The organism is Cupriavidus sp. NPDC089707, from assembly GCF_044748965.1.
Classification (GTDB): domain Bacteria; phylum Pseudomonadota; class Gammaproteobacteria; order Burkholderiales; family Burkholderiaceae; genus Cupriavidus.
This window is the reverse complement of the sequence record NZ_JBIVHB010000008.1, coordinates 15,009-36,387: the sequence shown is the minus strand read 5'-3', so window position 1 is coordinate 36,387 and position 21,379 is coordinate 15,009. Positions and strand designations below refer to the sequence as shown.

General features: G+C 62.8%; 20 protein-coding genes. 15 read left to right on the top strand and 5 right to left on the bottom strand.

Annotation, left to right across the window (positions count from 1 at the left end):
* From iolC to ACIP1U_RS14865, 4 genes are all read left to right on the top strand, one after another.
* Positions 1-1,971, top strand: a complete 1,971-nt coding sequence (gene iolC, locus ACIP1U_RS14880; protein WP_400316163.1) for a 5-dehydro-2-deoxygluconokinase — start codon at positions 1-3, stop codon at positions 1,969-1,971.
* Entirely contained in the window at positions 1,968-2,807 is an 840-nt protein-coding gene (iolB, locus tag ACIP1U_RS14875) for a 5-deoxy-glucuronate isomerase (protein ID WP_400316161.1), read from the top strand. Before iolC ends, iolB begins: the two co-directional genes overlap by 4 nt.
* Before the next feature lie 89 nt (positions 2,808-2,896).
* Positions 2,897-3,880, top strand: a complete 984-nt coding sequence (locus tag ACIP1U_RS14870; protein ID WP_400316159.1) for a Bug family tripartite tricarboxylate transporter substrate binding protein — start codon at positions 2,897-2,899, stop codon at positions 3,878-3,880.
* A gap of 74 nt (positions 3,881-3,954) precedes the next feature.
* Positions 3,955-4,944 carry a tripartite tricarboxylate transporter substrate binding protein gene (locus tag ACIP1U_RS14865; protein ID WP_400316158.1) on the top strand — a complete coding sequence of 330 codons (990 nt, stop codon included), beginning with the start codon at positions 3,955-3,957 and terminating at the stop codon, positions 4,942-4,944.
* Between the two features lie 99 nt (positions 4,945-5,043).
* Here ACIP1U_RS14865 and araD read toward each other — a convergent pair whose 3' ends face one another.
* From araD to ACIP1U_RS14845, 4 genes are all read right to left on the bottom strand, one after another.
* On the bottom strand, positions 5,044-6,771 hold the full coding sequence (araD, locus tag ACIP1U_RS14860) for an L-arabinonate dehydratase (RefSeq protein ID WP_400316156.1): 1,728 nt from the start codon (positions 6,769-6,771) through the stop codon (positions 5,044-5,046).
* Between the two features lie 65 nt (positions 6,772-6,836).
* A complete protein-coding gene (locus ACIP1U_RS14855) occupies positions 6,837-8,267 on the bottom strand; it encodes an FAD-binding oxidoreductase (protein WP_400316154.1) in 1,431 nt (476 codons plus the stop codon).
* Between the two features lie 11 nt (positions 8,268-8,278).
* Positions 8,279-9,106, bottom strand: coding sequence for an HpcH/HpaI aldolase/citrate lyase family protein (locus tag ACIP1U_RS14850; RefSeq protein ID WP_400316629.1), 828 nt, complete (start codon positions 9,104-9,106; stop codon positions 8,279-8,281).
* Between the two features lie 3 nt (positions 9,107-9,109).
* The gene (locus ACIP1U_RS14845; RefSeq protein ID WP_400316152.1) at positions 9,110-10,102 is read right to left on the bottom strand and encodes a Bug family tripartite tricarboxylate transporter substrate binding protein; all 993 of its coding nucleotides are present in this window, start codon (positions 10,100-10,102) and stop codon (positions 9,110-9,112) included.
* A gap of 98 nt (positions 10,103-10,200) precedes the next feature.
* On the opposite strand from ACIP1U_RS14845, the gene ACIP1U_RS14840 reads away from it, so the two are divergent.
* Positions 10,201-11,268, top strand: coding sequence for a LacI family DNA-binding transcriptional regulator (locus tag ACIP1U_RS14840; protein ID WP_400316150.1), 1,068 nt, complete (start codon positions 10,201-10,203; stop codon positions 11,266-11,268).
* Positions 11,269-11,582: 314 nt separating this feature from the next.
* Here the strand turns inward: ACIP1U_RS14840 and ACIP1U_RS14835 are convergent, their stop codons facing one another.
* The gene (locus ACIP1U_RS14835; RefSeq protein WP_400316148.1) at positions 11,583-13,103 is read right to left on the bottom strand and encodes a CoA-acylating methylmalonate-semialdehyde dehydrogenase; all 1,521 of its coding nucleotides are present in this window, start codon (positions 13,101-13,103) and stop codon (positions 11,583-11,585) included.
* 179 nt (positions 13,104-13,282) lie between these two features.
* On the opposite strand from ACIP1U_RS14835, the gene ACIP1U_RS14830 reads away from it, so the two are divergent.
* The 10 genes from ACIP1U_RS14830 to ACIP1U_RS14785 all read left to right on the top strand — a co-directional run bounded on the left by ACIP1U_RS14830 (position 13,283) and on the right by ACIP1U_RS14785 (position 21,379).
* Positions 13,283-14,248, top strand: coding sequence for a LysR family transcriptional regulator (locus ACIP1U_RS14830; protein WP_400316147.1), 966 nt, complete (start codon positions 13,283-13,285; stop codon positions 14,246-14,248).
* 262 nt (positions 14,249-14,510) lie between these two features.
* Complete coding sequence (locus ACIP1U_RS14825) at positions 14,511-14,705, top strand: hypothetical protein (protein ID WP_400316145.1); 195 nt, start codon at positions 14,511-14,513, stop codon at positions 14,703-14,705.
* A 19-nt stretch (positions 14,706-14,724) separates the two neighbouring features.
* Positions 14,725-15,459 (top strand): succinate dehydrogenase/fumarate reductase iron-sulfur subunit, encoded by a 735-nt coding sequence (locus tag ACIP1U_RS14820; protein WP_400316143.1) that lies wholly within the window; start codon positions 14,725-14,727, stop codon positions 15,457-15,459.
* Between the two features lie 2 nt (positions 15,460-15,461).
* A complete protein-coding gene (locus ACIP1U_RS14815; RefSeq protein ID WP_400316142.1) occupies positions 15,462-15,797 on the top strand; it encodes a succinate dehydrogenase in 336 nt (111 codons plus the stop codon).
* On the top strand, positions 15,794-16,141 hold the full coding sequence (locus ACIP1U_RS14810) for a succinate dehydrogenase (RefSeq protein ID WP_400316140.1): 348 nt from the start codon (positions 15,794-15,796) through the stop codon (positions 16,139-16,141). Before ACIP1U_RS14815 ends, ACIP1U_RS14810 begins: the two co-directional genes overlap by 4 nt.
* Position 16,142: 1 nt before the next feature.
* The gene (locus ACIP1U_RS14805) at positions 16,143-17,891 is read left to right on the top strand and encodes an L-aspartate oxidase (RefSeq protein ID WP_400316138.1); all 1,749 of its coding nucleotides are present in this window, start codon (positions 16,143-16,145) and stop codon (positions 17,889-17,891) included.
* A 12-nt stretch (positions 17,892-17,903) separates the two neighbouring features.
* Entirely contained in the window at positions 17,904-18,839 is a 936-nt protein-coding gene (locus tag ACIP1U_RS14800; protein WP_400316136.1) for a fumarate hydratase, read from the top strand.
* Complete coding sequence (locus ACIP1U_RS14795; RefSeq protein ID WP_400316134.1) at positions 18,833-19,516, top strand: fumarate hydratase C-terminal domain-containing protein; 684 nt, start codon at positions 18,833-18,835, stop codon at positions 19,514-19,516. The genes ACIP1U_RS14800 and ACIP1U_RS14795 overlap by 7 nt, the downstream gene beginning before the upstream one ends.
* Positions 19,517-19,553: 37 nt before the next feature.
* Entirely contained in the window at positions 19,554-20,387 is an 834-nt protein-coding gene (locus tag ACIP1U_RS14790; RefSeq protein WP_400316132.1) for an amidohydrolase family protein, read from the top strand.
* Positions 20,388-20,464: 77 nt separating this feature from the next.
* Entirely contained in the window at positions 20,465-21,379 is a 915-nt protein-coding gene (locus tag ACIP1U_RS14785) for a LysR family transcriptional regulator (RefSeq protein WP_400316130.1), read from the top strand.

The window sequence follows — 21,379 nt, the reverse complement described above, 5'->3', positions numbered from 1 at the left end:
ATGCGCACTCCCCATTTTCCCGCGGACCGGGACTTCGACGTTGCCTGCCTCGGCCGCCTCGCCGTCGATCTCTACGCCCAGCAGATCGGCTGCAGCCTGGAATCGGCCAGCACCTTCGTCAAGTATCTCGGCGGCTCGTCGGCCAATATCGCGTTCGGCACCGCGCGGCTGGGGCTGCGCTCGGCCATGATCTCGCGGGTCGGCAACGAACAGAACGGCCGCTTCCTGCTCGAGACGCTGCGCCGTGAAGGCTGCGACGTCAGCCAGGTTCAGGTCGACGCCGCGCGTTTGACCGGCATGGTACTCCTGGGCATCAAGGACCAGGACACCTTCCCGCTGCTGTTCGCCCGCGAGAACTGCGCGGACATGGCGCTGGACGCCGACGCGATCGACGCCGGCTTCCTGGCGCGCTGCCGCAGCCTGATCATCACCGGCACGCACCTGAGCACACCCGGCGTGCTGGCGGCGTCGCGGCGCGCGCTCGAGATCGCCGGGCGCCACGGCGTGGTGCGCGTGCTTGACATCGACTATCGCCCGGTGCTTTGGGGCCTGACCGGCAAGGGCGACGGCGAGACCCGCTATATCGGCAACGCCGAGGTCAGCCGCCATCTTCAGGCGCAGCTTGGCGTCTTCGAGGTCATCATCGGCACGGAAGAAGAATGGCTGATTGCCGGCGGCTCGGACGACCTGATGGCCAGCCTGCGCCAGGTGCGCACGTGCACTGGCGCGACGCTGGTGGTCAAGCGCGGCCCCCTCGGCTGCTCCATCGTGCAGGGCGAGATCCCCGCGCGCATCGATGACGCGCTGACTGTGCATGGCGAGCGTGTCGAGGTGCTCAACGTGCTGGGCGCAGGCGATGCGTTTGCTTCCGGGCTGCTGTCCGGCCTGCTGCGCGGCAAGGATTGGCGCGAGTCGGCGGCAATTGCCAATGCCTGCGGCGCGATCGTGGTGTCGCGCCACGGCTGCGCGCCGGCGATGCCGACGCCCGCCGAACTGGCGCACTGGTTCTCCGGTAACCGCCATCCGCGCCCGGACCAGGACGCGCAGCTGGCCCACCTGCACCGCGTGTCGGTGAACCGCGCGCAATGGCCGGAACTGTATGTGCTGGCCTACGACCATCGCGCCCAGTTCGAGGACCTGGCGCACGCGGTCGGTGCCGACCCGGCCCGCATCCCAGTGCTGAAGAAGCTGATCAATGAAGTCGTCGCCGACGTGGAGAGCGACGACGGCTGCCGCGGCAAGATCGGCGTGCTGGTCGATGGTAGGCTCGGCGAAGCCGCGCTGCACGACGCCACTGGCCGCGGCTGGTGGGTGGGGCGCCCGATCGAGCTGCCGGGTTCGCGGCCGCTGCGCTTCGACGGCACGCGCTCGCTTGCCTCGGAGTTGGCGCACTGGCCGCGCGAGCAGGTGGTCAAGTGCCTGGTCTTCTACCACCCCGACGATCCGGCCTCGCTGCGCGCGGAACAGGACGAGCAACTGCGCGTGGTGTGGGAAGCCACGCGGCACAGCGGCCACGAACTGCTCCTCGAAGTGATCCCGCCCAAGGACACGCTCGCGGCCGATGACGAAGGCCATGCCGTGGTCGGCGCCATCCGCCACTTCTACGACCTCGGGTTCAAGCCGGAATGGTGGAAGGTCGGCGCAATGTCGGCGCGCCAGTGGCAGGCGCTGGAAGCGCTGGTGCAGGAGCGCGATCCGTGGTGCCGTGGCGCGGTGATCCTGGGCCTGAACCAGCCGCTGGAGCAGCTGGTGGCGGGCTTCGCGCGGGCGACCTCGCCGCTGGTCAAGGGCTTCATGATCGGTCGTACGGTGTGGGCCGATGCCAGCCTGGCATGGCTGCGCAACGAGATCGACGACGCCGCGTTCCGCCGCCGGGTGGCGGCCAACTTCCGCCGCCTGATCGCGGGCTGGCAGGCCAGCCGCGCCGCCGCGCCGGCCGACGTCGCAGCAATCACACAGGGGGTGCAATGAACCACGCCGACGTTATCTCCAACCGGCCGACGGCTGCCGCGCGGCCGAGCCTGCTGGTCAAGGCGCAGCCGGGCGGGCGCGTGATCGTCGACGTCACGCCCCAGTCGGCGGGATGGGCGCATGTGGGTTTCCGGGCGCTGCGGCTTGGCGCCGGCGAGACCGAGGCGCTGGCCACCGGCGCGCGTGAACTGTGCGTGACGGTGCTGTCGGGACAGGTCGACGTGCTGGTTGGCAGCGAGCGCTACACGGCGCTCGGCAACCGCCAGTCCGTGTTCGAGGACCAGTCGCCCTATGCAGTGTACGTGCCGCCGGGGCGCGAGGTCCGCATCGACGCACGCGGCAGCGCCGAGGTCGCGCTCAGCACCGCGCCGGCGCGGGGGCGCCTGCCCGCGCGGGTGATCGAGCCGGGCCAGATGCGCCGCAGCGTGCGCGGCGAGGGCGCCAATACGCGCTACGTCTGCGACATCCTGCCCGATAGCGAGCCGGCCGAGGCGCTGCTGGTGGTCGAAGTCATCACACCGTCGGGCCACGCCTCGAGCTATCCGCCGCACAAGCACGACAGCGCGGGCGACGCGGAAACGGCGCTCGAGGAAACCTATTACCACCAGCTCAACCCTTCGCAGGGGTTTGCGTTCCAGCGCGTCTACACCGATGACCGCAGCCTGGATGAAGCGATGGCCGTGGAGCACCGCGACACCGTGCTGGTGCCGCGCGGCTACCACCCGTGCGCCGCGCCGTACGGCTACGACCTGTATTACCTGAACACGATGGCGGGTCCCGAGCGGCGCTGGGCGTTCAAGAACGATCCGGCCCACGAATGGATGCTGGCCCGCTGAATGCCTGCGCGCCTGCGCTGCGACCCACCAAGCCGTACCACAAGGGAACGTACTGATTCCCGCCTTCACAAGACCGAGGAGACCACACCATGAAGCGCATCCTTGCCTGCGTCCTGGCCAGCACCGTGCTGGCCGCTGTCTGCGCCGCCGGCGCGCACGCCGAAACCAGTCCCGGCTACCCCAGCCAGCCGGTCAAATGGATCGTGCCTTACGCGCCGGGCGGCACCACCGATGTGATCGCGCGCGGCCTGGCGGTGAAGATGGGCCAGGACATGGGCCAGCCGGTGGTCGTCGAGAACCGCCCCGGCGCCGCCAGCATCATCGGCGCGACCGCGATCGCGCGTTCGGCCCCCGATGGCTATACCGTGGGCACCGCCGATTCCGGCACGCTCGCCTTCAATCCGGCGATGTACGCCTCGCTGACCTACAACGCGGACAAGGACTTCACCTTCATCGGCGGCTTGGGGCGCATGCCGCTGGTACTGGCCGTGCATCCATCCTTCCCCGCGCGCGACCTCAATGAATTCATGGCGCTGGCGCGCAAGACGCCCGGCAAGATCAGTTCGGCGTCGTCCGGTCCGGGCTCGCCGCTGCACGTCGCGCTGGAGCTGTTCAAGCAGCGCACCAAGCTGGATATCCTGCACGTCCCTTACAAGGGCTCGTCGCCGGCGCTGCAGGACCTGATGGCCGGGCAGGTGCAGTCGATGTTCGTTGACCTGCCGCCGAGCCTGTCGCTGATCCGCACCGGCAAGCTCCGCGTGCTGGCGGTGGCCACCCCGAAGCGGCTGCCCATCCTGCCTGATGTGCCGACCATGGCCGAGGCCGGCCTTGCCGGATTCGAGGCGTACGCATGGCAAGGTTTCGTCGGCCCGGCCCGGATGCCGGCCCCGGTGGTGGCGCGCCTGAACAAGGAACTGGTGGCAGCGCTGCAGCATGCGGAGACCCGCACCAAGCTTGAAGAGCTGGGCATCCAGCCGATGCCGATGTCGGTGCAGGAGTTCACCCAGTTCGCCCGCAGCGAGCAGAAGCAGTGGGCCGGCGTGATCAAGACCGCCGGCATCCGGCTGGACTGATACCCGTCCGCACCGCCTTCCCCAGCTTCCAAGCCTGAATACCAGTCAAAGTCATCCGCATACAGAGTTCCATCATGAGCCGACCGAATCACCAACGACGCGGCGCGCTGCGCGCCATCACTGCCCTGGCCGCCACGGCGGCAGGTCTTCCCCTCGCCGCCCTCGCGCAGGGCGGCACATATCCGTCCCGCCCGATCGAGTTGATCGTGCCGTTCGCGCCGGGCGGGGGCACCGATGTACTGGCCCGCGCCTTCGCCGAGGCCGCACGCAAGCACCTGCCGCAGAACATCGTGATCCTGAACAAGTCGGGCGCCAGTGGCGCGGTGGGCTGGTCCGACCTGGTCAGCGCCGCGCCCGACGGCTACCGGCTCGCGGTCATCACGGTGGAGCTGACCATGATCCCGCACCTGGGGCTGGCCAAATTCACCGCCGACGACATGGTGCCCATCGCGCGGCTGAACGCTGACCCCGCCACCATCGCCGTGCGCGCGGATTCGCCACACCAGACCATCGAGCAGTTCCTGGCAGCAGCACGCAAGCAGCCGGCCGTGGTGCGCGTGGGCAATGCCGGTCCCGGTTCGCTGGGGCACCTGTCCGCTGCCGCGCTCGAAGAAAAGGCTGGCGTGCAACTCAGCCACGTGCCGTTCCGTGGGGCCAACCCGGCCGTACTCGACCTGCTCGGCGGCCATATCGAAGCGGTGGCGGTCACGCCGGTCGAGGTGGCCACCTATGTCGCCGCCGGCAAGATCCGCCCGCTGGCAGTAATGTCGGAACAGCGCATCAAGGCGGGTTGGGAGAACGTGCCCACGCTGAAGGAGCGCAAGGTGGACTTGGTGATCAACGGCTGGCGCGGCATCGCCGCCCCCAAGGGCACGCCACCGGAGGTCGTCGCCGTGCTGCGTGCCGCGATCGCCAAGACCATGCAGGACCCCGCGATGCGCCAGACCCTGGCCAAGCAGAACATGGGTGAGGGCTACCTCGACGAGCCCGACTTCAAGCGTGTGATCGCGCGCGACAACGCCACCTTCAAGGAGCTGATCACCCGTCTCGGCATCAAGACCTGAGGCGGCTAGCACTCCTGCCGGCACGTACCGCGTGCCGGCTGCGTAGCGTTCCACCGCTGGCGGTGCCGCCGACGGCGGCACCATGCATGAGTGACTATGTCAATAAATTGCAGGCTCGCCCGGTGAGCGCCCAAAGGCGGTTTCCAGGTAGTCAAAGTCGCATCCTTTGTCGGCCTGGAGGATGTGCTGAGCGAACATCCACCCATACCCCCGCTCGAATTTGCACTCCGGCGGCGTCCATCGCTCGCGACGGCGCTCCAGCTCCTCAGCGCTGACCAGGAGCTCCAGCTTGCGCTCAGCAACGTCAATCGAGATCTGGTCGCCGGTCTGCACGAAGGCAAGCGTGCCGCCTACAAACGCCTCGGGTGAAACGTGGAGAATGCAGGCGCCATAGCTGGTGCCGCTCATCCGGGCATCCGAAATGCGCAGCATGTCCCGGACGCCTTGCTTGACCAGTTTCCCGGGGATGGGGAGCATGCCCCATTCGGGCATGCCAGGGCCGCCTTGCGGGCCGGCATTCCGAAGGATCAGGATGTCGTCTGCGGTGACATCGAAGTCGTCGCTGTCGATGACTTCCTTGAGCGCAGGGTAGTCGTCGAACACAATCGCCTTGCCCGTATGTTGCATCAGGCGGCTTTCCATCGCACAAGGCTTGATGACGCAGCCTTGCGTGGAGAGATTGCCCTTCAGCACCGCCAGGGCGCCCTCCGGGTAGATGGGGTTGTCGGTGTCGCGGATGACGTCATCATTGTGGCAGGCGGCATCCTGGATGTTCTCCCCGAGCGTACGTCCATTGACAGTGCGCTCAGTCAGCGACAGCAAGCCACCCAGCTTGCGCATGAGGGCAGGGAGACCACCTGCGTAAAAGAAGTCCTCCATCAGGTATTTGTCGCCCGTCGGCCGTACGTTTGCGATGACGGGCACCTTCCGGCTCGCGCGGTCGAAATCGTCGAGCGTCAGATCATGGCCGGCGCGCCGCGCCATGGCAATCATGTGAATGACGGCGTTGGTCGAACAACCCATGGCCATGGCGACGGTGACCGCGTTGTCGAAAGCGCCTCGGGTGAGAATCTGGCGCGGTACCAGGTCCTCCCAGACCATTTCGACGATTCGGCGTCCGGAGGCGGCGCACATCCGGATGTGCGCCGCCTCCGGTGCGGGAATCGACGATGCACCCGGCAAGGTCATGCCAATCGCTTCCGCTACGCCCGTCATGGTCGACGCCGTGCCCATCGTCATGCAGTGACCGTGGCTGCGGGCGATGCCGCCTTCGATCTCTTGCCAATCCTGGTCATTGATCACGCCGGCGCGCCGTTCATCCCAGAACTTCCAGGCGTCGGAACCAGAGCCGAGGACCTTGCCATGCCAATTGCCGCGCAGCATGGGTCCAGCCGGGATGTAGATGGCGGGCAGCCCTGCGCTGATTGCGCCAAGCAGCAGCCCCGGAGTGGTCTTGTCGCAGCCCCCCATGAGCACCACGCCATCGACCGGATGCGAGCGGATGAGTTCCTCCGTTTCCATCGCGAGCATATTCCGGTACAACATGGTCGTCGGCTTGACGAAGTTCTCAGACAGCGACAAAGCCGGCAGTTCAAGCGGAAATCCGCCAGCCTGCAGCACGCCACGTTTCACATCTTCGACACGAGTCTTGAAGTGTGCGTGACAGGGGTTGATGTCCGACCAGGTGTTGATTATGGCGACGATCGGCTTGCCGGCCCAGTCAGCCGGGGCATAGCCCATCTGCATGATGCGGGAGCGATGGCCGAAACCACGGAGGTTGTCTGGCGCAAACCACCGGGCGCTGCGCAAGTCTTCTGCTTTCTTCATGGCAAATATGGAACGTGGGTCTCTGATTTGTCTATCGCTATGCTGCGACCTGCGTTCTGGCGCTGCTAGGTACTGAGTACCTTGCCGGGGTTCATCAGACCCTGTGGGTCCAGCGCTTTCTTGATGCGGTGCATCACTTCCATTTCCACCGCGGTCTTGTACTGCAGCAGTTCCTCGCGCTTGAGCTGGCCGACACCATGTTCGGCGCTAATGCTTCCCCTCAACGCCACCGTTGCATCGTGGATGATTTTGTTGACGGCTTCAGTCCTGGCCTGCCACGCTTTTGAATCCACGCCATTGGGTGCGCTAACGTTGAAGTGCAGGTTCCCATCTCCAAGGTGGCCGTAGATGATGGGCCGCACGCCTGGAAACGCCTTCTCGAGTTCGGGAAGCATTCCTTCAACAAATGTGGGGATCCGCGAGATGGGCAGGGCGATATCGTGTTTGATATTGCCGCCATCCATCTGCTGGGCGTGCGTGACGTTCTCGCGAAGGTCCCACAGAACCTTGGTTTGCGCCACGCTGGACGCGAGCGCGACGTCGCAGATGATGCCTTGCTCAAGGCATGCCATCAGGGCAGTTTGCATCGCGTCATTCAACGCGGCTTCATCGCCTCCGTCGGCCGCCTTCATCAGGAGATACCAGGAACAGTCTTCCTCAAGTAGCCTGGGCGTTTCCGGAAAGTACCGCCGAACCAGCAGGAGGGCTGGGTGGGAAATGAGTTCGAAGGCAGTGAACCGGTCGCCCATGGAGGCACGCATTGCCTCCAGAACGCTGACCGCATCTTCCAGTGAATTCACTCCTGCGAACGCCGAAGCTTCTGCCGTTGGCAATGGGAACAGCTTCAATGTGGCTGCGGTGATGACGCCTAGCGTACCTTCCGAGCCGATGAACAGCTGCTTCAGGTCATAGCCGGTATTGTCCTTTCGAAGTGCGCGTAGCAGGTCCAGGACTTCGCCATTGGGCAGTACCACTTCCAGTCCGAGAACCAGATCCCGCATATTGCCGTAGCGTAGGACCTGCATGCCGCCTGCATTGGTGGCGAGGTTGCCCCCAATCTGGCACGAGCCTTCGGCGCCCAGCGACAGCGGAAAGAGCCGTCCAGCCGAGGCCGCGAGTTCCTGCAGTTGCTGCAGGATGTAGCCGGCTTCGACCGTAACGGTATTGTTCCTTACGTCCAATTCCCGCAGCTTGTTCATTCGCCCAAGCTGCAACACTACCTGCCGACCCGTGTTGGTGGGAACGGAAGCCCCGCAAAGTCCGGTGTTGCCGCCTTGCGGCACGACCGCTACGCCGGTTCCTGCCGCTAGCCGGACAATAGCCTGCACTTCGGCGGTCGTTGCGGGCCGCAGTACGGCGAGTACAGGTCCTTGGAATTTGCCCCGCCAGTCTTTCACGAAAGAACTGAGGTCTTCGCCGCGGTCTTCCGTCAGCACATTCGCATCGCCGATTAGCGAGCGGGCCTCGGCCAGCCAGGCTTGAACTTCGAACGTCACGATGGCAATCCTCAATAGCTGCTGGTAGCTGGCGTGCCAGCCGATTGTGCGGCCCCGCGAAAGCGCATTGCAGCGCCATCAAGGCCATTTCTTAGCATGACGGTATCGAGCGCGACCGCGATAAACTGCGCTCCGAGTTCCAGGCACTCGCGCGCGCGAGGTTCGTCCACCATCAAAATTCCCGGCGCCTTGCCGCAGGCGCGAATGCGCCGGATTGCGTTGTCAATGGTCTTGCTGACTTCGGGGTGATTCGCCTTGCCGGGGTAGCCAAGGCTGGCCGAGAGATCCGCCGGGCCAATGAAAATTCCGTCAATCCCGTCAATGGCGGCGATGGCTTCAATCTGGTCCAGGGCCTCAGCGGTCTCCACTTGGACGAGAACGCAGAGTTCCTCAGCAGCACGTGCCACGTAGTCAGCCGTGCGGCCGAAATTGGCCGCGCGCGTCGAGCCGCCCATGCCCCTGATGCCGGCGCCGGGGTATCGGGTCGCTTTTACGGCAGCCTGAGCTTCATGGACGTTCTGGACAAACGGCAGCAGGATAGTCTGTGCGCCGATGTCCAGGTAGCGCTTGATCAATACCGGGTCGTTCCACGCCGGGCGTACCACCGGATGCGTGGGCAGCCTGCCTTGGGCCGGTTGAGCTGCGGCGGTAGCCTGGAGCTGGCTCAACATCAGAGGGACATCTGTGGGAGTGTGTTCGGTGTCCAGCAATACCCAGTCGTAGCCGGCGCCGGCAATCAGTTCAGATACGTAGGGCGATGGAATGGTCGACCATACGCCAATCTGGGCGCGCCCTTCCTGGAGGGCGCGTTTGAAATGGTTGGTGGGCAGCATATGTATGACTTAGTTCGTCCTAATGTTTGCGCTCTTGACGACAGGGATCCAGCGACCAACCTCAGTCGAAATGAAGGTTGCGGCCTGTTCCGGGGTTCCCGGGGTCGGCGTGCTGTTGATTTTGGCGAGCTGAGCGATGACTTCTGGCTGCTTCAGGATTTCCTGGCAAGCCTTGTTCAGCCGTTGGACGATGTCCGCCGGCATGCCCGGGGGGCCTTGCAGGCTCGTCCACGAGTAGTTCACGATGCGTGGCTGGCCAGCTTCGGCCATGGTGGGCGTGTTGGGCAGCGACTCCAGTCGTTGGGCGCCGGCGACGGCCAGCGCCTTCAGCTTGCCGCCTTGTACAAACGTCACTGCGGAGGTCGCGGGAACGAACAGCAGGTCCAGCTGACCTCCAATCAGGTCAGTCATTGCGGGCACGTCGCCCTTGTAGGGCACGGGGTTCAACGTAATCCCCGCCGTTTGCTTGAATAGCTCCGTGGTCATGTGGCTCGATGAGCCAATCCCTGTAAGCGCGACGTTCAGCGAATTTGGACGGGACTTAGCCAGTGCGATGACCTCAGCCACGCTGTTGGCCTTGAATTGCGGCGCCGCCACCAGGAGCATAGGGGCGCGGCTTAGCATCGCGATATGGGTGAAATCCTTTCGGGCGTCATAGCGGACGTTCGCATTCACCAGCTGGTTCATAGCGTGAGTGCCTGGCCCGCCGATCACTAGCGTGTAACCGTCAGGGGTTGCGCGAGCCACCATGTCCGATGCCAGTGAGCCGTTGACGCCCGGCCGGTTCTCGACGACGAACGGCTGACCGAGCGACTTGCTGAGTTGGTTGGCAATCAGCCGTCCAACGACGTCCGTCTGGCCACCGGGAGGAAATGGAACTACCAGCGAGACCGGCCGCGAAGGGTAGTTGTCCGCGAACGCGCTACCAACCTGAGCGAGCAAACCTGCTGTCAGGCAAACCAGGACCGTGCGGCGGGATATCTTGTGTGAGCTATGACGCATCTGTTTGTCTCCTCTAATGATTGCGCAATCATAGACCCATAGGACGCCGATAAAGCCAGTGGTTTGCCGGATTTGAGATGATATTTTGTGTTAGCTTCATGATTGCCGTAACATTGCAATCATTTGCTGCCTCAGAGGCGAAGATGGCTACTCGACGCTCGAGCGTGGCTCCCACGCTGAAAGACCTGGCTCGCTTGGCGGGCGTTTCCCCCATGACTGCATCGCGTGCGTTGCACCGGCCGGATTTGGTCGCGGAGGAGACTCGGTTGCGCGTGGAAGCAGCCGTGGAGCAGACGGGCTACGTTCCGAATTCGCTTGCCGGTGGCCTGACGTCGCGGCAGACGCGCCTGGTTGCGGCAATTGTTCCTTCCGTGGGTCACTCACTGTTCTCAGACATGCTGGACGAGCTGGTGGGCACGCTGGAAGCGGAGCGCTATGAAACGACATTGGGGATCTCGCGATACGACCCGATGCGAGAGGAGAGCTGGCTCGCGACCATGCTCAGCAGACGTCCCGATGGCGTTGTGCTTACCGGAATTGAGCACACCGCGCGTAGCAGACGGTTGGTGCTCAATGCGGGCATTCCCGTGGTGGAGCTATGGGACTACACGCCGCATCCGCTTGATGTTGTTGTTGGCTTTTCGCAGGAAGACGCAGGTCGGGCAGCCTATCGCCACTTGAAGGCTTGCGGCTATCGAAGTGCAGCGCTTCTGCGCTCCGATGATGGTCGAGCCGGGAGGCGCGCACTAGGGTTTAAACGCGCGGCCATGGAGGAGGGCGCTCCAGAGCCCGTCGAGATCGTATTCCCGGAGTCGAATCCTCAAGCCGGCCGCGGTAGGGCAGCAATGAAGGAGTTGCTGCAACGGGCACCGGAGACAGATGCTGTCTTCTGTAGTTCCGACGCGTTGGCACTAGGCGCCCTGGCTCACGCGCATTCAATTGGCTTGAAGGTTCCTGAGGGACTTGGCGTCATGGGCTTTGGAAATCAAGCTTTAGCAATGGATGCAGTGCCCGCACTATCAACCATATGGGTCGACGGAACCCGCATTGGCAACCAGGCGGCACGTGCGCTTTTGGTCCGAATGCGAGGAGACACTGCTTCGCTAGCGCTGGACGTCGGGTTCGAAACCATCGCCAGAGCGAGTACTCGTAAGAATCAACGCTGACGCATTGTCGCGAAGCCAGAGCATCGGCAATCGTACCCGTCCTTGGGGACGCATATGATATGCCGTCTCGCACCTGCGACGACTGACCCAGTACCAATTCGTTGCAGAACTCCCCGCCGAATTGCAGGAAAGCCTGCCGAGCGTCGAACATTGACACGAGGCGCGGAAATGGCGGAACGAGGGAACGCATGCCATAGCGGAAGGAATGAGGCCCAAGCAAAGTTTGGACCCTAGGCGGACAGTGGAGGGATTAGAGACTATGCGCCGCTGGGATCGGCGCTAGGCTATTCGCCCAACCCGATCCCTTCGCAGAATTACTTTGCAGTGGGCATTGCGAACTCTGCTCCACGGACCGTGTCGTTGGGCCAGCGTTGCATGATGCTCTTCTGGCGGGTGTAAAAGCGCACGCCTTCTTCACCGTAGGCGTGCATGTCGCCGAACAGCGAACGCTTCCAGCCACCAAAGCCATGCCATGCCATCGGCACCGGGATGGGAACGTTGATGCCGACCATTCCCACTTCGATGCGGCGGGCGAATTCGCGGGCGATTTGTCCATCCCGCGTATAGCAGGCCACGCCATTGCCGAATTCGTGTTCGTTGACCAGCTTCACGGCTTGCGCGAAGTCATCCACGCGCACACACGACAGCACGGGACCAAAGATTTCTTCCTTGTAGATGCGCATGTCGGGCGTCACGTTGTCGAACAGAGTGCCGCCAGTAAAGAACCCTTGCTCGTGGCCAGGCACCTTGTAGTTACGGCCATCGACAAGAAGCGTCGCGCCTTCTTCCACGCCGTGGGCTATATAGTTCTCGATGCGTTCCAGGGCTTGGCCCGTGACGACGGGGCCCATTTCAGCATCAGCCTCCATGCCGTTCTTGATCACCAGCTCTTGTGCACGGGCCTTGAGCTTGGGCATGAGCTTATCGGCCACGTCGCCGACGAGCACTGCCACGGAGATCGCCATGCAGCGCTCCCCGGCCGAGCCATAGGCGGCACCGATCAGTCCGTCGACAGCCTGGTCGATATCGGCGTCTGGCATTACCACCATGTGGTTCTTGGCGCCTCCCAATGCCTGGACCCGCTTGCCGAGCCTGGCGCCCGTTTCGTAGATGTAGTTCGCAATAGGCGTGGAGCCGACGAAGCTCACGGCCTTGACGTCGTTGTGATGAAGCAGCGCGTCCACGACGGTCTTGTCACCCTGGATGACGTTGAAAACCCCATCGGGAAGTCCCGCTTCCTTGAGCAGGCGTGCCATAAAGAGCGAGGCCGAAGGATCGCGCTCGCTGGGCTTCAGGATGAAGCAGTTGCCTGTGGCAATGGCGACCGGGAACATCCAGCACGGCACCATGCAAGGGAAGTTGAACGGCGTGATGCCTGCGACGACGCCCAGGGGCTGACGCATCGTCCAGTTGTCCATGCCGGTCGAAACTTGGTCCGTGAAGTCGCCCTTGAGCAACTGAGGCACGCCGCAAGCGAACTCAATGATGTCGATGCCGCGGCTGACTTCACCGGCAGCATCGCTGAGCACCTTGCCGTGCTCGGCCGTGATGATCGCGGCCAGATCGTCCTTGTGCCGGTTCATCAGTTCCAGAAACTTCAGCATGACCCGCGCTCGGCGAATGGGCGGCGTGTCGGCCCACTTGGGGAACGCAGCCACTGCAGAGGCCACAGCGGCATCGACGTCCTCGGCCGTACCCAGGCGGACTTGGCGCGCCACGGCGCCGGTGGCGGGATTGAACACCGCCTGCGATCGCGTGCCATTGCCTTCGTATGGTTCGCCGGAAACAAAATGAATCACGTCTGCAGGGTTGGTGTAGGGCGCAGTCACGGGCATCTCCTGTCAGTGCTGAGCGGGATACGAATGCCCGCCGCGTTATCGATGCCTGGAGTGTATGGACGGCAACGACCACGGGGTAGTCGTCTGGCGCCGAACTCACTGTTCATGAAATTTATCCGCCACCATGCTATAGATGCGAAATGTGCTCAGCTAAAAGTGCCGATTAAGGAGGGGGAATGAGCAAAGAGAAGGTTGAGGAACTCTGGGAACACCTGCACTGGCTAGTTGTGCTGCAGCAGCAGGGCAGCTTTAGCAAAGCTGCTGCGCGTCTTGGCGTCAGCAAGGCGTCCATGAGCCAGCACATTACGGATCTTGAGAAAGCGGCCGGCATTACCTTGGTACAGCGGACAACTCGCAGTGCGAGCTTGACCGATGCGGGACGGCAACTGGTGGAATCCACGCGCGGAGCGTTTGAGCAAATCGCGACCGGTTACGCGAATGTTCGCGACCTGGCGGGTGCGCCACGAGGCTTTCTTCGCGTAACCGCGCCGGTGGCATTTGCACGGCAACAGTTGGTTCCTCGCCTGCCAGATTTCCTGCGCGAGCATCCCCAGATCCAGCTTGAGCTCGACATGTCGGATCGCTTGCGGCCGCTGGCTCAGGAGGGATTCGACATCGCCGTCAGGCACACGTCCGCACCGCCAGAAACCCATGTGGCATGGACATTGGCGGCGACACGCACAGTTCTCGTGGCAAATCGTGCATATCTGCGCAACAGGGGGGCGCCAGAGACGCCGCAAGCCCTGGTCGATCACGCGTGTCTTCACTATCCACGGCTGCAAGGAACACCCACTTGGACATTTGTTCCTGCCGTTGTGGAGCCTAGTGCCAGGCACGCTGACCCCGTTACAGTCCCCGTCACCGGCCCCTTGGCCGTCAACAACAGCGAAGCGTTGCGCGATGCCGCAATCGAAGGTTTAGGCATCGCGTTACTTCCCGACTTCAGTGCTCAATCCGCCTTGGCTACGGGCCGACTTGTCGAGGTCTTGCCACAGTGGCGTTCAACTGGCGCATTCGGAGACTGGCTCTACGCCATCCGGCCGTATTCCGCGCACGCCTCGCGGGTCTCGCAGGTGTTTGTGGACTACTTGCGAGAGACCTTCTCGGAAGGCTTTACGTCCACGCCGCCCACGCTGATTTAAGGCAAAGCGAAACAAGTATCTCATGCGTCATTTTTTGGCAATTAGTTCAAAAAATATCGAGTTATGAATTATTGATTAAGGAATATCGATTACTTAAACTTGTTTCAATCCAACCACAAAAGACCCCCGGCCGAAAATCCGTCGGGTACGGAGACAAATGCTCGGTTCCGAACGCGTCATTGGAGCGCTGCGCGCCGCAGTGCCACCCCGATCTTCTGCTTCTCGGGCAACAAGATCATGCTGCTCTAGGACGCTTGCATCGATGCCCGCCTCGGCGCGCTATGACGCAGCCGTGCCCCAGGGCGGCTTAGGCGCATCCGCCCAGCGCCTCGGCGAACTGGTGGCAGCCCTCAAGGCGGCGCTCGACAGCCCTCTGCCTGCCTGCATCAACGTACAAATGGAAGGTCATCCCGCGCCGCTCTTCGCGCGCAACCAGGTTGGCGCGTCAGCGCATTGAATTGAAACAGGAGAGAGTGATGGAGGCGACAAAGACCGCGCAACGCACGCTTACGGTACGCATTGCCCGCGGCACCGAGGAGGGCAAACTCACGGCCTATGAGGTGCCATGGCGCGAGAACCAGACTGTTCTCGACGTGGTGACGGAGGTGCAGCGCCGCATCGATCCAACGCTGTCCTACCGATTCGCATGCCGGGTGGGCGTATGCGGATCCTGCGCGATGACAGTGAACGGCAAGCCGCGCTGGACCTGCCGCACCCACGTCAGCCGGGTGGAGGAGGATGGTGTGATCGTCATTGAGCCGCTGCGGAATATGCCGCGCATCAAGGACCTCGTGGTCGACATGTCGGAGTTCTTCGACAAATGGAAAAAGGCCGGCAACACGTTCGTCGGCACCGCGACGCGTCACGATCCGCCGGCAGCAGTGTCCCCGACCAGCAAGAAGCGAAAGATGGCCGACGCCGCCATCGAATGCATCAACTGCGGCGTCTGCTATGCCTCGTGCGACGTCGTGACATGGGACAAGGAATACCTCGGGCCCGCTGCGTTGAATCGCGCATGGACGCTCTTCAACGACGAACGCCATGCCGATCCTAAGGACGTGCTGAAGAAGGCAACCTCTGGCAGTGGATGCAATTCCTGTCATACGCAGGGAAATTGTATGACGCACTGCCCGGTGAGCCTGAGCCCGACCGGCAGCATTGCGGGTCTGAAGAAGAACGCCTTGCTGCAATTCCTGAAGGGGGGTGACTGATCATGGAGCAGCGTCTGTTCGCACTCCAGCGTCTCAGCGCGATGGTCATGGCGCCGTTCGTGCTGGTCCACCTTGGCGTCATCCTTTACGCGGTGCGAGGCGGGCTGACCGCAGCCGAAATCCTCTCCCGCACGCAGGGTAGCTTGCTCTGGATCCCGTTCTACTCGCTGTTCGTGGTCAGCGTCGCGGTTCATGTGCCAATCGGCCTGCGCAACATCCTGATCGAATGGGCGCGGCTGAGCCGCAGCGCTGCATCGGTGTTCTGCTTCTTGTTCGGACTGTTGCTGCTTTCGATGGGTCTGCGCGCCGTGGCCGCAGTGGGAGGGTTTCTGTCATGAGGTCTCCGAGAAACCACCGGGCCTATTGGGCCTTCCTGGGGCACCGTCTGTCGGGCCTGGCGCTTGGCATCTTCCTGCCTGCGCACTTCTATGTCCTAGGGCTCGCGCTGGATCAACGGGCCCGCATGGACGCATTCCTGAAGTTCGCCGATATGGGCGCGGTCAAATTTGGCGAATGGGGCTTGGTGCTGCTGTTGTCCATTCACATGTGCTTTGGCCTACGACTGCTGGCGCTCGAGCTCCTGCCATGGAGTTCCGCCCGCGACGCGCGCCTGTCCTGGATCAGTTGGGGTGGCGCGTTGTCGCTGTGCGTAGGCGTGATCTTTGCCCTGGGGGTAATCTGAAATGCAAATCGAGAACCACAAGACAGACATCTTGATCCTGGGTACGGGCGGGGCAGGGCTTTTCGCTGCGCTGCATGCCAAGAAGGCAAATCCTGCGCTCAAGGTTTCCTTGGCGGTCAAGGGGCTGCTCGGCAAGTGCGGCTGCACGCGGATGGTCCAGGGCGGCTACAACGTGGCGTTGTCCACTGGCGATTCGGTCGAGCGCCATTTCATGGACACGATCGAGGGTGGCAAGTGGCTCCCGCGCCAGGATCTGGCGTGGCGGCTCGTCGAAGGTGCGGTCGAGCGCGTGCGCGAACTCGAGAACGAGATCGGCTGCTTCTTTGACCGGAACCCGGACGGCACGCTGCACCAGAAGGCATTCGCAGGGCAGAGCTTTGATCGCACGGTGCACAAGGCTGACCTGACTGGGATCGAGATCATCAACCGCCTGATGGAACAGGTGCGGGCCCTCGATGTGGAAGAGATGGAAGAGCATCGGGCCATCGAACTGATCCCGGCCGCGGACGGATCAGGCATCGCCGGCGTACTGTTTATCGACATGCGCCATGGCACCTATCGCTTTGTACAGGCCAAGGCTGTGCTGCTGGCGACCGGTGCCGGTCCGACGATGTACCGCTACCACACGCCCTCCGGTGACAAGACCTGTGATGGACTAGCGATGGCCATGCGCTATGGCCTGAGTCTGCGCGATATGGAAATGGTGCAGTTCCATCCGACGGGCCTGCTGGGTGGACCGGATACCCGCATGACCGGCACGGTGCTCGAAGAAGGCCTGCGTGGAGCCGGCGGCTGGTTGATCAATGGCAACGGCGACCGCTTCATGACCAACTATGACTCGCGCGGTGAGCGTGCGACGCGGGACGTGGTCAGCCGCGGCATCTACGCTGAAATGCGCGCAGGCCGGACCGGCCCGATGGGTGGCATCTATATTCAGATGAGCCACCTCGGGCCCGAGAAGGTGGCCAAGACCTTCCCGGGGATGGTCAACCGCTGCAAGGATTGTGGCTTCGACCTGGCCGGTGGTCGCGTGGAGGTGGTGCCCACTGCGCACTATCTGATGGGCGGCGTGGAGTTCAACGTGGATTGCAGCACTGCTTCGCCGGGCCTGTTTGCCGCCGGTGAAGACTGCGGCGGTGTTCACGGCGCCAATCGCCTCGGTGGCAACGGCGTGGCGAATTCGACCGTATTTGGCGGTATTGCCGGCGATTCGATGGCCGCGTACGTATCGAAGGTGCAGCACTGGAAGGAGCCGGACAAGCGAGTCATCCTGAGCGGCATCGAACGTGCCGAGTATCCCTTCTCGAAGACGCCGGGCGCGATTCACGAGTTGCGCGATGCGCTCGCGCAAACGATGTGGACTGACGTTGGCGTGCTGCGCAACGAACAGGCGATGCGGCGCGGGCTTGATTCCGTCGCCACACATCGCGATGCCCTGCTGGCCATGGGCGTACCCGATGGCGACCGCCGCTACAACGTGACCTGGCATGACTGGCTTAATCTGCAAAGCCTGATGGACATGTCCCGCGTGATCACCGTTTCTGCACTGGCCCGCGAGAACAGCCGAGGCGCCCATGCTCGCGAGGACTTCCCGGAACCCGGCGATCTGCACAGCAGCCGCTACACCCGTGTGACGGCGGATGGTGACGACATTCGCCTGGAAATGGTTCCGGTGAAGTTCGACATCGTCAAGCCGGGCACGTCACTGATTACCGGTGAGGCCGGTCAACCCCCCAAAGTTGCAGCATAGAGGACCGCTACGATGACCATCTCTATCGATCGGGTCGAGGAAGCCGCGTTCGAGATCATGAAACGCGCCGCGATCGAGATCCCCACAGACTACAAGCAAGGCATCCAGGCGTTGCAAAAGACCGAGACCGGCAAGCTGCCGCGCTTCGTGATCCACGCGATGCAGGACAACTGGCAAGCCGCCGATCAGGATCGCCGGCCCATGTGCGCCGATACCGGACTGCCCCGCTACTACGTCAAGGTCGGCAACAATGCCTCGGTACAGCGCGGTTTCATCGCTGTCGAACGCGCGCTGCGCAGGGCCACGGCCGACGCTACACAGGCGATCCCGCTGCGCCCAAATCGGGTGCATCCGCTCTGGCGCACGGATAACAACAACAACGTAGGCATCAATGCCCCCGAGATCGAATGGTCATTCGAGCCCGATGCCGACTGGGTGGACATCACCACGGTGCACAAGGGCGGGCTGTTCGGGACCGATTACCGGATGCTCTTTCCCGGCGACGGGATTGATGGGATCAAGCGATTCGTGCTCGATACCCTGATTGCATTTGGCAAGCGGGGCCTGGCCTGCCAGCCGGCTATCGTCGGCATCGGCCTCGGCGGATCGAAGGATACGTGCATGCAGCTCGGCAAGCAGGCAGCGTGTTTGCGCGTGGTGGGAGACCGAAATCCCGATCCAAAGATTGCCGAACTGGAACTTGAACTGATGAAGCTCGGCAATTCGATTGGCATGGGTGCCATGGGGTTCGTGGGATCCTCGATGGTGGTGGACTGCCATATCGAGGTGGGCCACACCCACACAGGCGGGATGCCGATCAGCCTCCACACGTTCTGTCTGTCGTCGCGACGCGCCACAGCGCGCATCTATGCAGACGGCAATATCGAATATCGCACGGACCCCCAGTGGTTCACCCCTTATCTGCGCAGGGAGACGGTCGAATGGTAAACCCCCAAGACGATGAACTGAAAGTCTTCCACATCAATCTGCCCGCCACGACGGAAGACATCGCAAAGCTCGAGCTCGGATCCGCCGTCTATCTGACAGGCGTGATTTACACCGCCCGGGAAGGCGTTTACAAAAAGGTGCTCGATGAGGGCCTGGAGCCACCGGTTGAGCTGCGGGGGCTCAGCAATGTCAACTTTCATTGCTCGCCAGCCGCAGCACCCAATGAGGACGGCAGCTACAACGTAGGCGCCGTGACCGCCACGGCGAGCTTCCGATTCTCCAAGTGGATTCCAAAGTGGATGGAAAAGACAGCGTGCCGCATCTTTATCGGTAAGGGTGGCATGCCCGCCGACGACTACAAGCGGGTGCTGGCGCCCGGCGGCGCGATCTATCTCACCACCGTTGGCTATGGCACCGGCGCGCTGCTCGGCCGCGGCATCAAGCAGGTGAAGGACGTGTTCTGGCTGGACGAACTCGGTATCGCGCAGGCGATGTGGATGTTCGAGGTTGAGAACTTCGGTCCGTTCATTGTCGAGAGCGACCTGGAAGGCAATTCGCTGTTCGCGCAGCACGCCGAGATCATCAACGCTGGAATCGAAAAGCTCTACGCCGGCCTGAAGCCGCCAGCGCTGCACCGGTACGGTGAGACCAATGATCGCAAGAACGAGGTGATGTAAGGACAATCCCGCAGCAAACCAGAGCCAGGAACAAGACATGATCATTGACTTCAGACTCCGTCCGCCGGTCGGTGGCTTCCTCGATACGCTGATGTACTCGGCCGGAGAACGCCGCGACGGCTTCACCCGCACCGTTGGCTTCGAGCCTTCACCGGCCGCCCAACAGCAGTCCATGGATCTGCTGCTCAAGGAAATGGACGAGGCCAGCGTCGACAAGGGCGTTGTCGTTGGGCGTCTTGCCGGAACACTGGGCAGCGTTTCGAATGAGGATGTCGCGCGCATCGTGAGCGACTACCCGCAACGCTTCATTGGTGCCGCGTCTATCGACCCGACAAACCGCGTGGCCGCGTGCAACACGATTTCGGATGCGGTCGCCAGCGGATTCAAGGCCATCAACATCGAACCGGGCTCCTATCCGATTCCGATGTATGCCGATGACCGGCGCCTTTATCCGATCTACGCGCATTGCGAAGATCTGAATGTGCCGGTGATCATGATGGTGGGCGGTACGGCCGGGCCGGACCTGAGCTACTCCGACCCCGTGCGGACTGATCGTGTCCTGACGGACTTCCCCAAGCTGAAGGTCGTCGTCGTACACGGCGGTTGGCCGTGGGTGACGGAGATCCTGCACATCGCGTTCCGTCGCCCGAATATGTACCTCTCGCCGGATATGTATTTCTCGCGGATGCCTGGCTGGGAGGAATACGTGAAGGCCGCAGATTCCTTCCTAGCGGACCGGATGCTGTATGCAAGCTCGTTCCCGTTTTGCCCGGTGCGCGACTACAAGCAGTGGTTTGAGACGTTGCCAATCCGTCCCGAGAACATGGAGAAGGTGATGGGTGGAAACGCCCGTCGCTTGCTGGGACTCTAGCCTCGGTGCGTGCGTCCATGCGGCAAAATGACTGCGCAGTACGCTAGCGGGTTGAACCACACATCAATTTGTCAGACATGGACGTTAAGACGCTTTACACACTGGTAGCCATCGCCGACCGAGGCAGCTTCGCCGAGGCGGGCAACGCCATCGGGCTGACGGTCTCGGCCGTCAGCATGCAGATGCGCGCACTCGAGGAAGAACTGGGCATCACGATCTTCGATCGCAGTCGCAGGCCGCCTGTACTGACGGACGCAGGCCTCGCGTTCACGAATCGTGCGCGCGACCTGCTGACGCATTGGGAGAGCATGAGCGCAGCGCTCAAGCGCGAAGCGGCCGGCGGCGTGCTCAAGCTCGGGTCCGTGCATACCTGCGTCTCGGGCGTATTGCCTCTAGCCCTGAAGCGCCTGCATCAGCAGGGGCACCGCATTGACATTCATCTCACCACAGGTCTCACCCATGACCTTGAGCGGGCCGTATATCGACGGCAGCTCGACGTAGCTGTCGTGACCGAGCCAGAGGTTCCGCGCCTGGATCTGCAGTTTATGCCCTTCTTCAACGAAGAGTTTGTGGTGATCACACATGTCACGACCCGAGGAGACTCGGACAAGGGAGTGCTGGAAACCACACCTTACGTGCGATTCAACCGCACGGCTCGCGTAGGCCTACTTGTCCAGGAGGAGATGGTGCGGCGCCAGATCGCCGTCCGGTCAACCATGGAGATTGACACGCTCGAAGGCGTCATCGCCATGGTGGCCAATGGCTTGGGTTCATCTGTAGTGCCGGCCCGCGGTGTCGAGAACGAGTTCCCACCATCCATCCGCACCATCCCGTTCGGTTCGCCGCCGCTGATGCGTCGACTCGGCATCCTGGTGCCCCGCGACAACCCTCGCGCGCATCTGTCGCGGTTGTTGCTGGATGCACTGACCGCTGTCACGACGCCGGCGCTTACGCCGGACGACGGCCGCCCGAGACTGGTTCAGAAGAGCTGA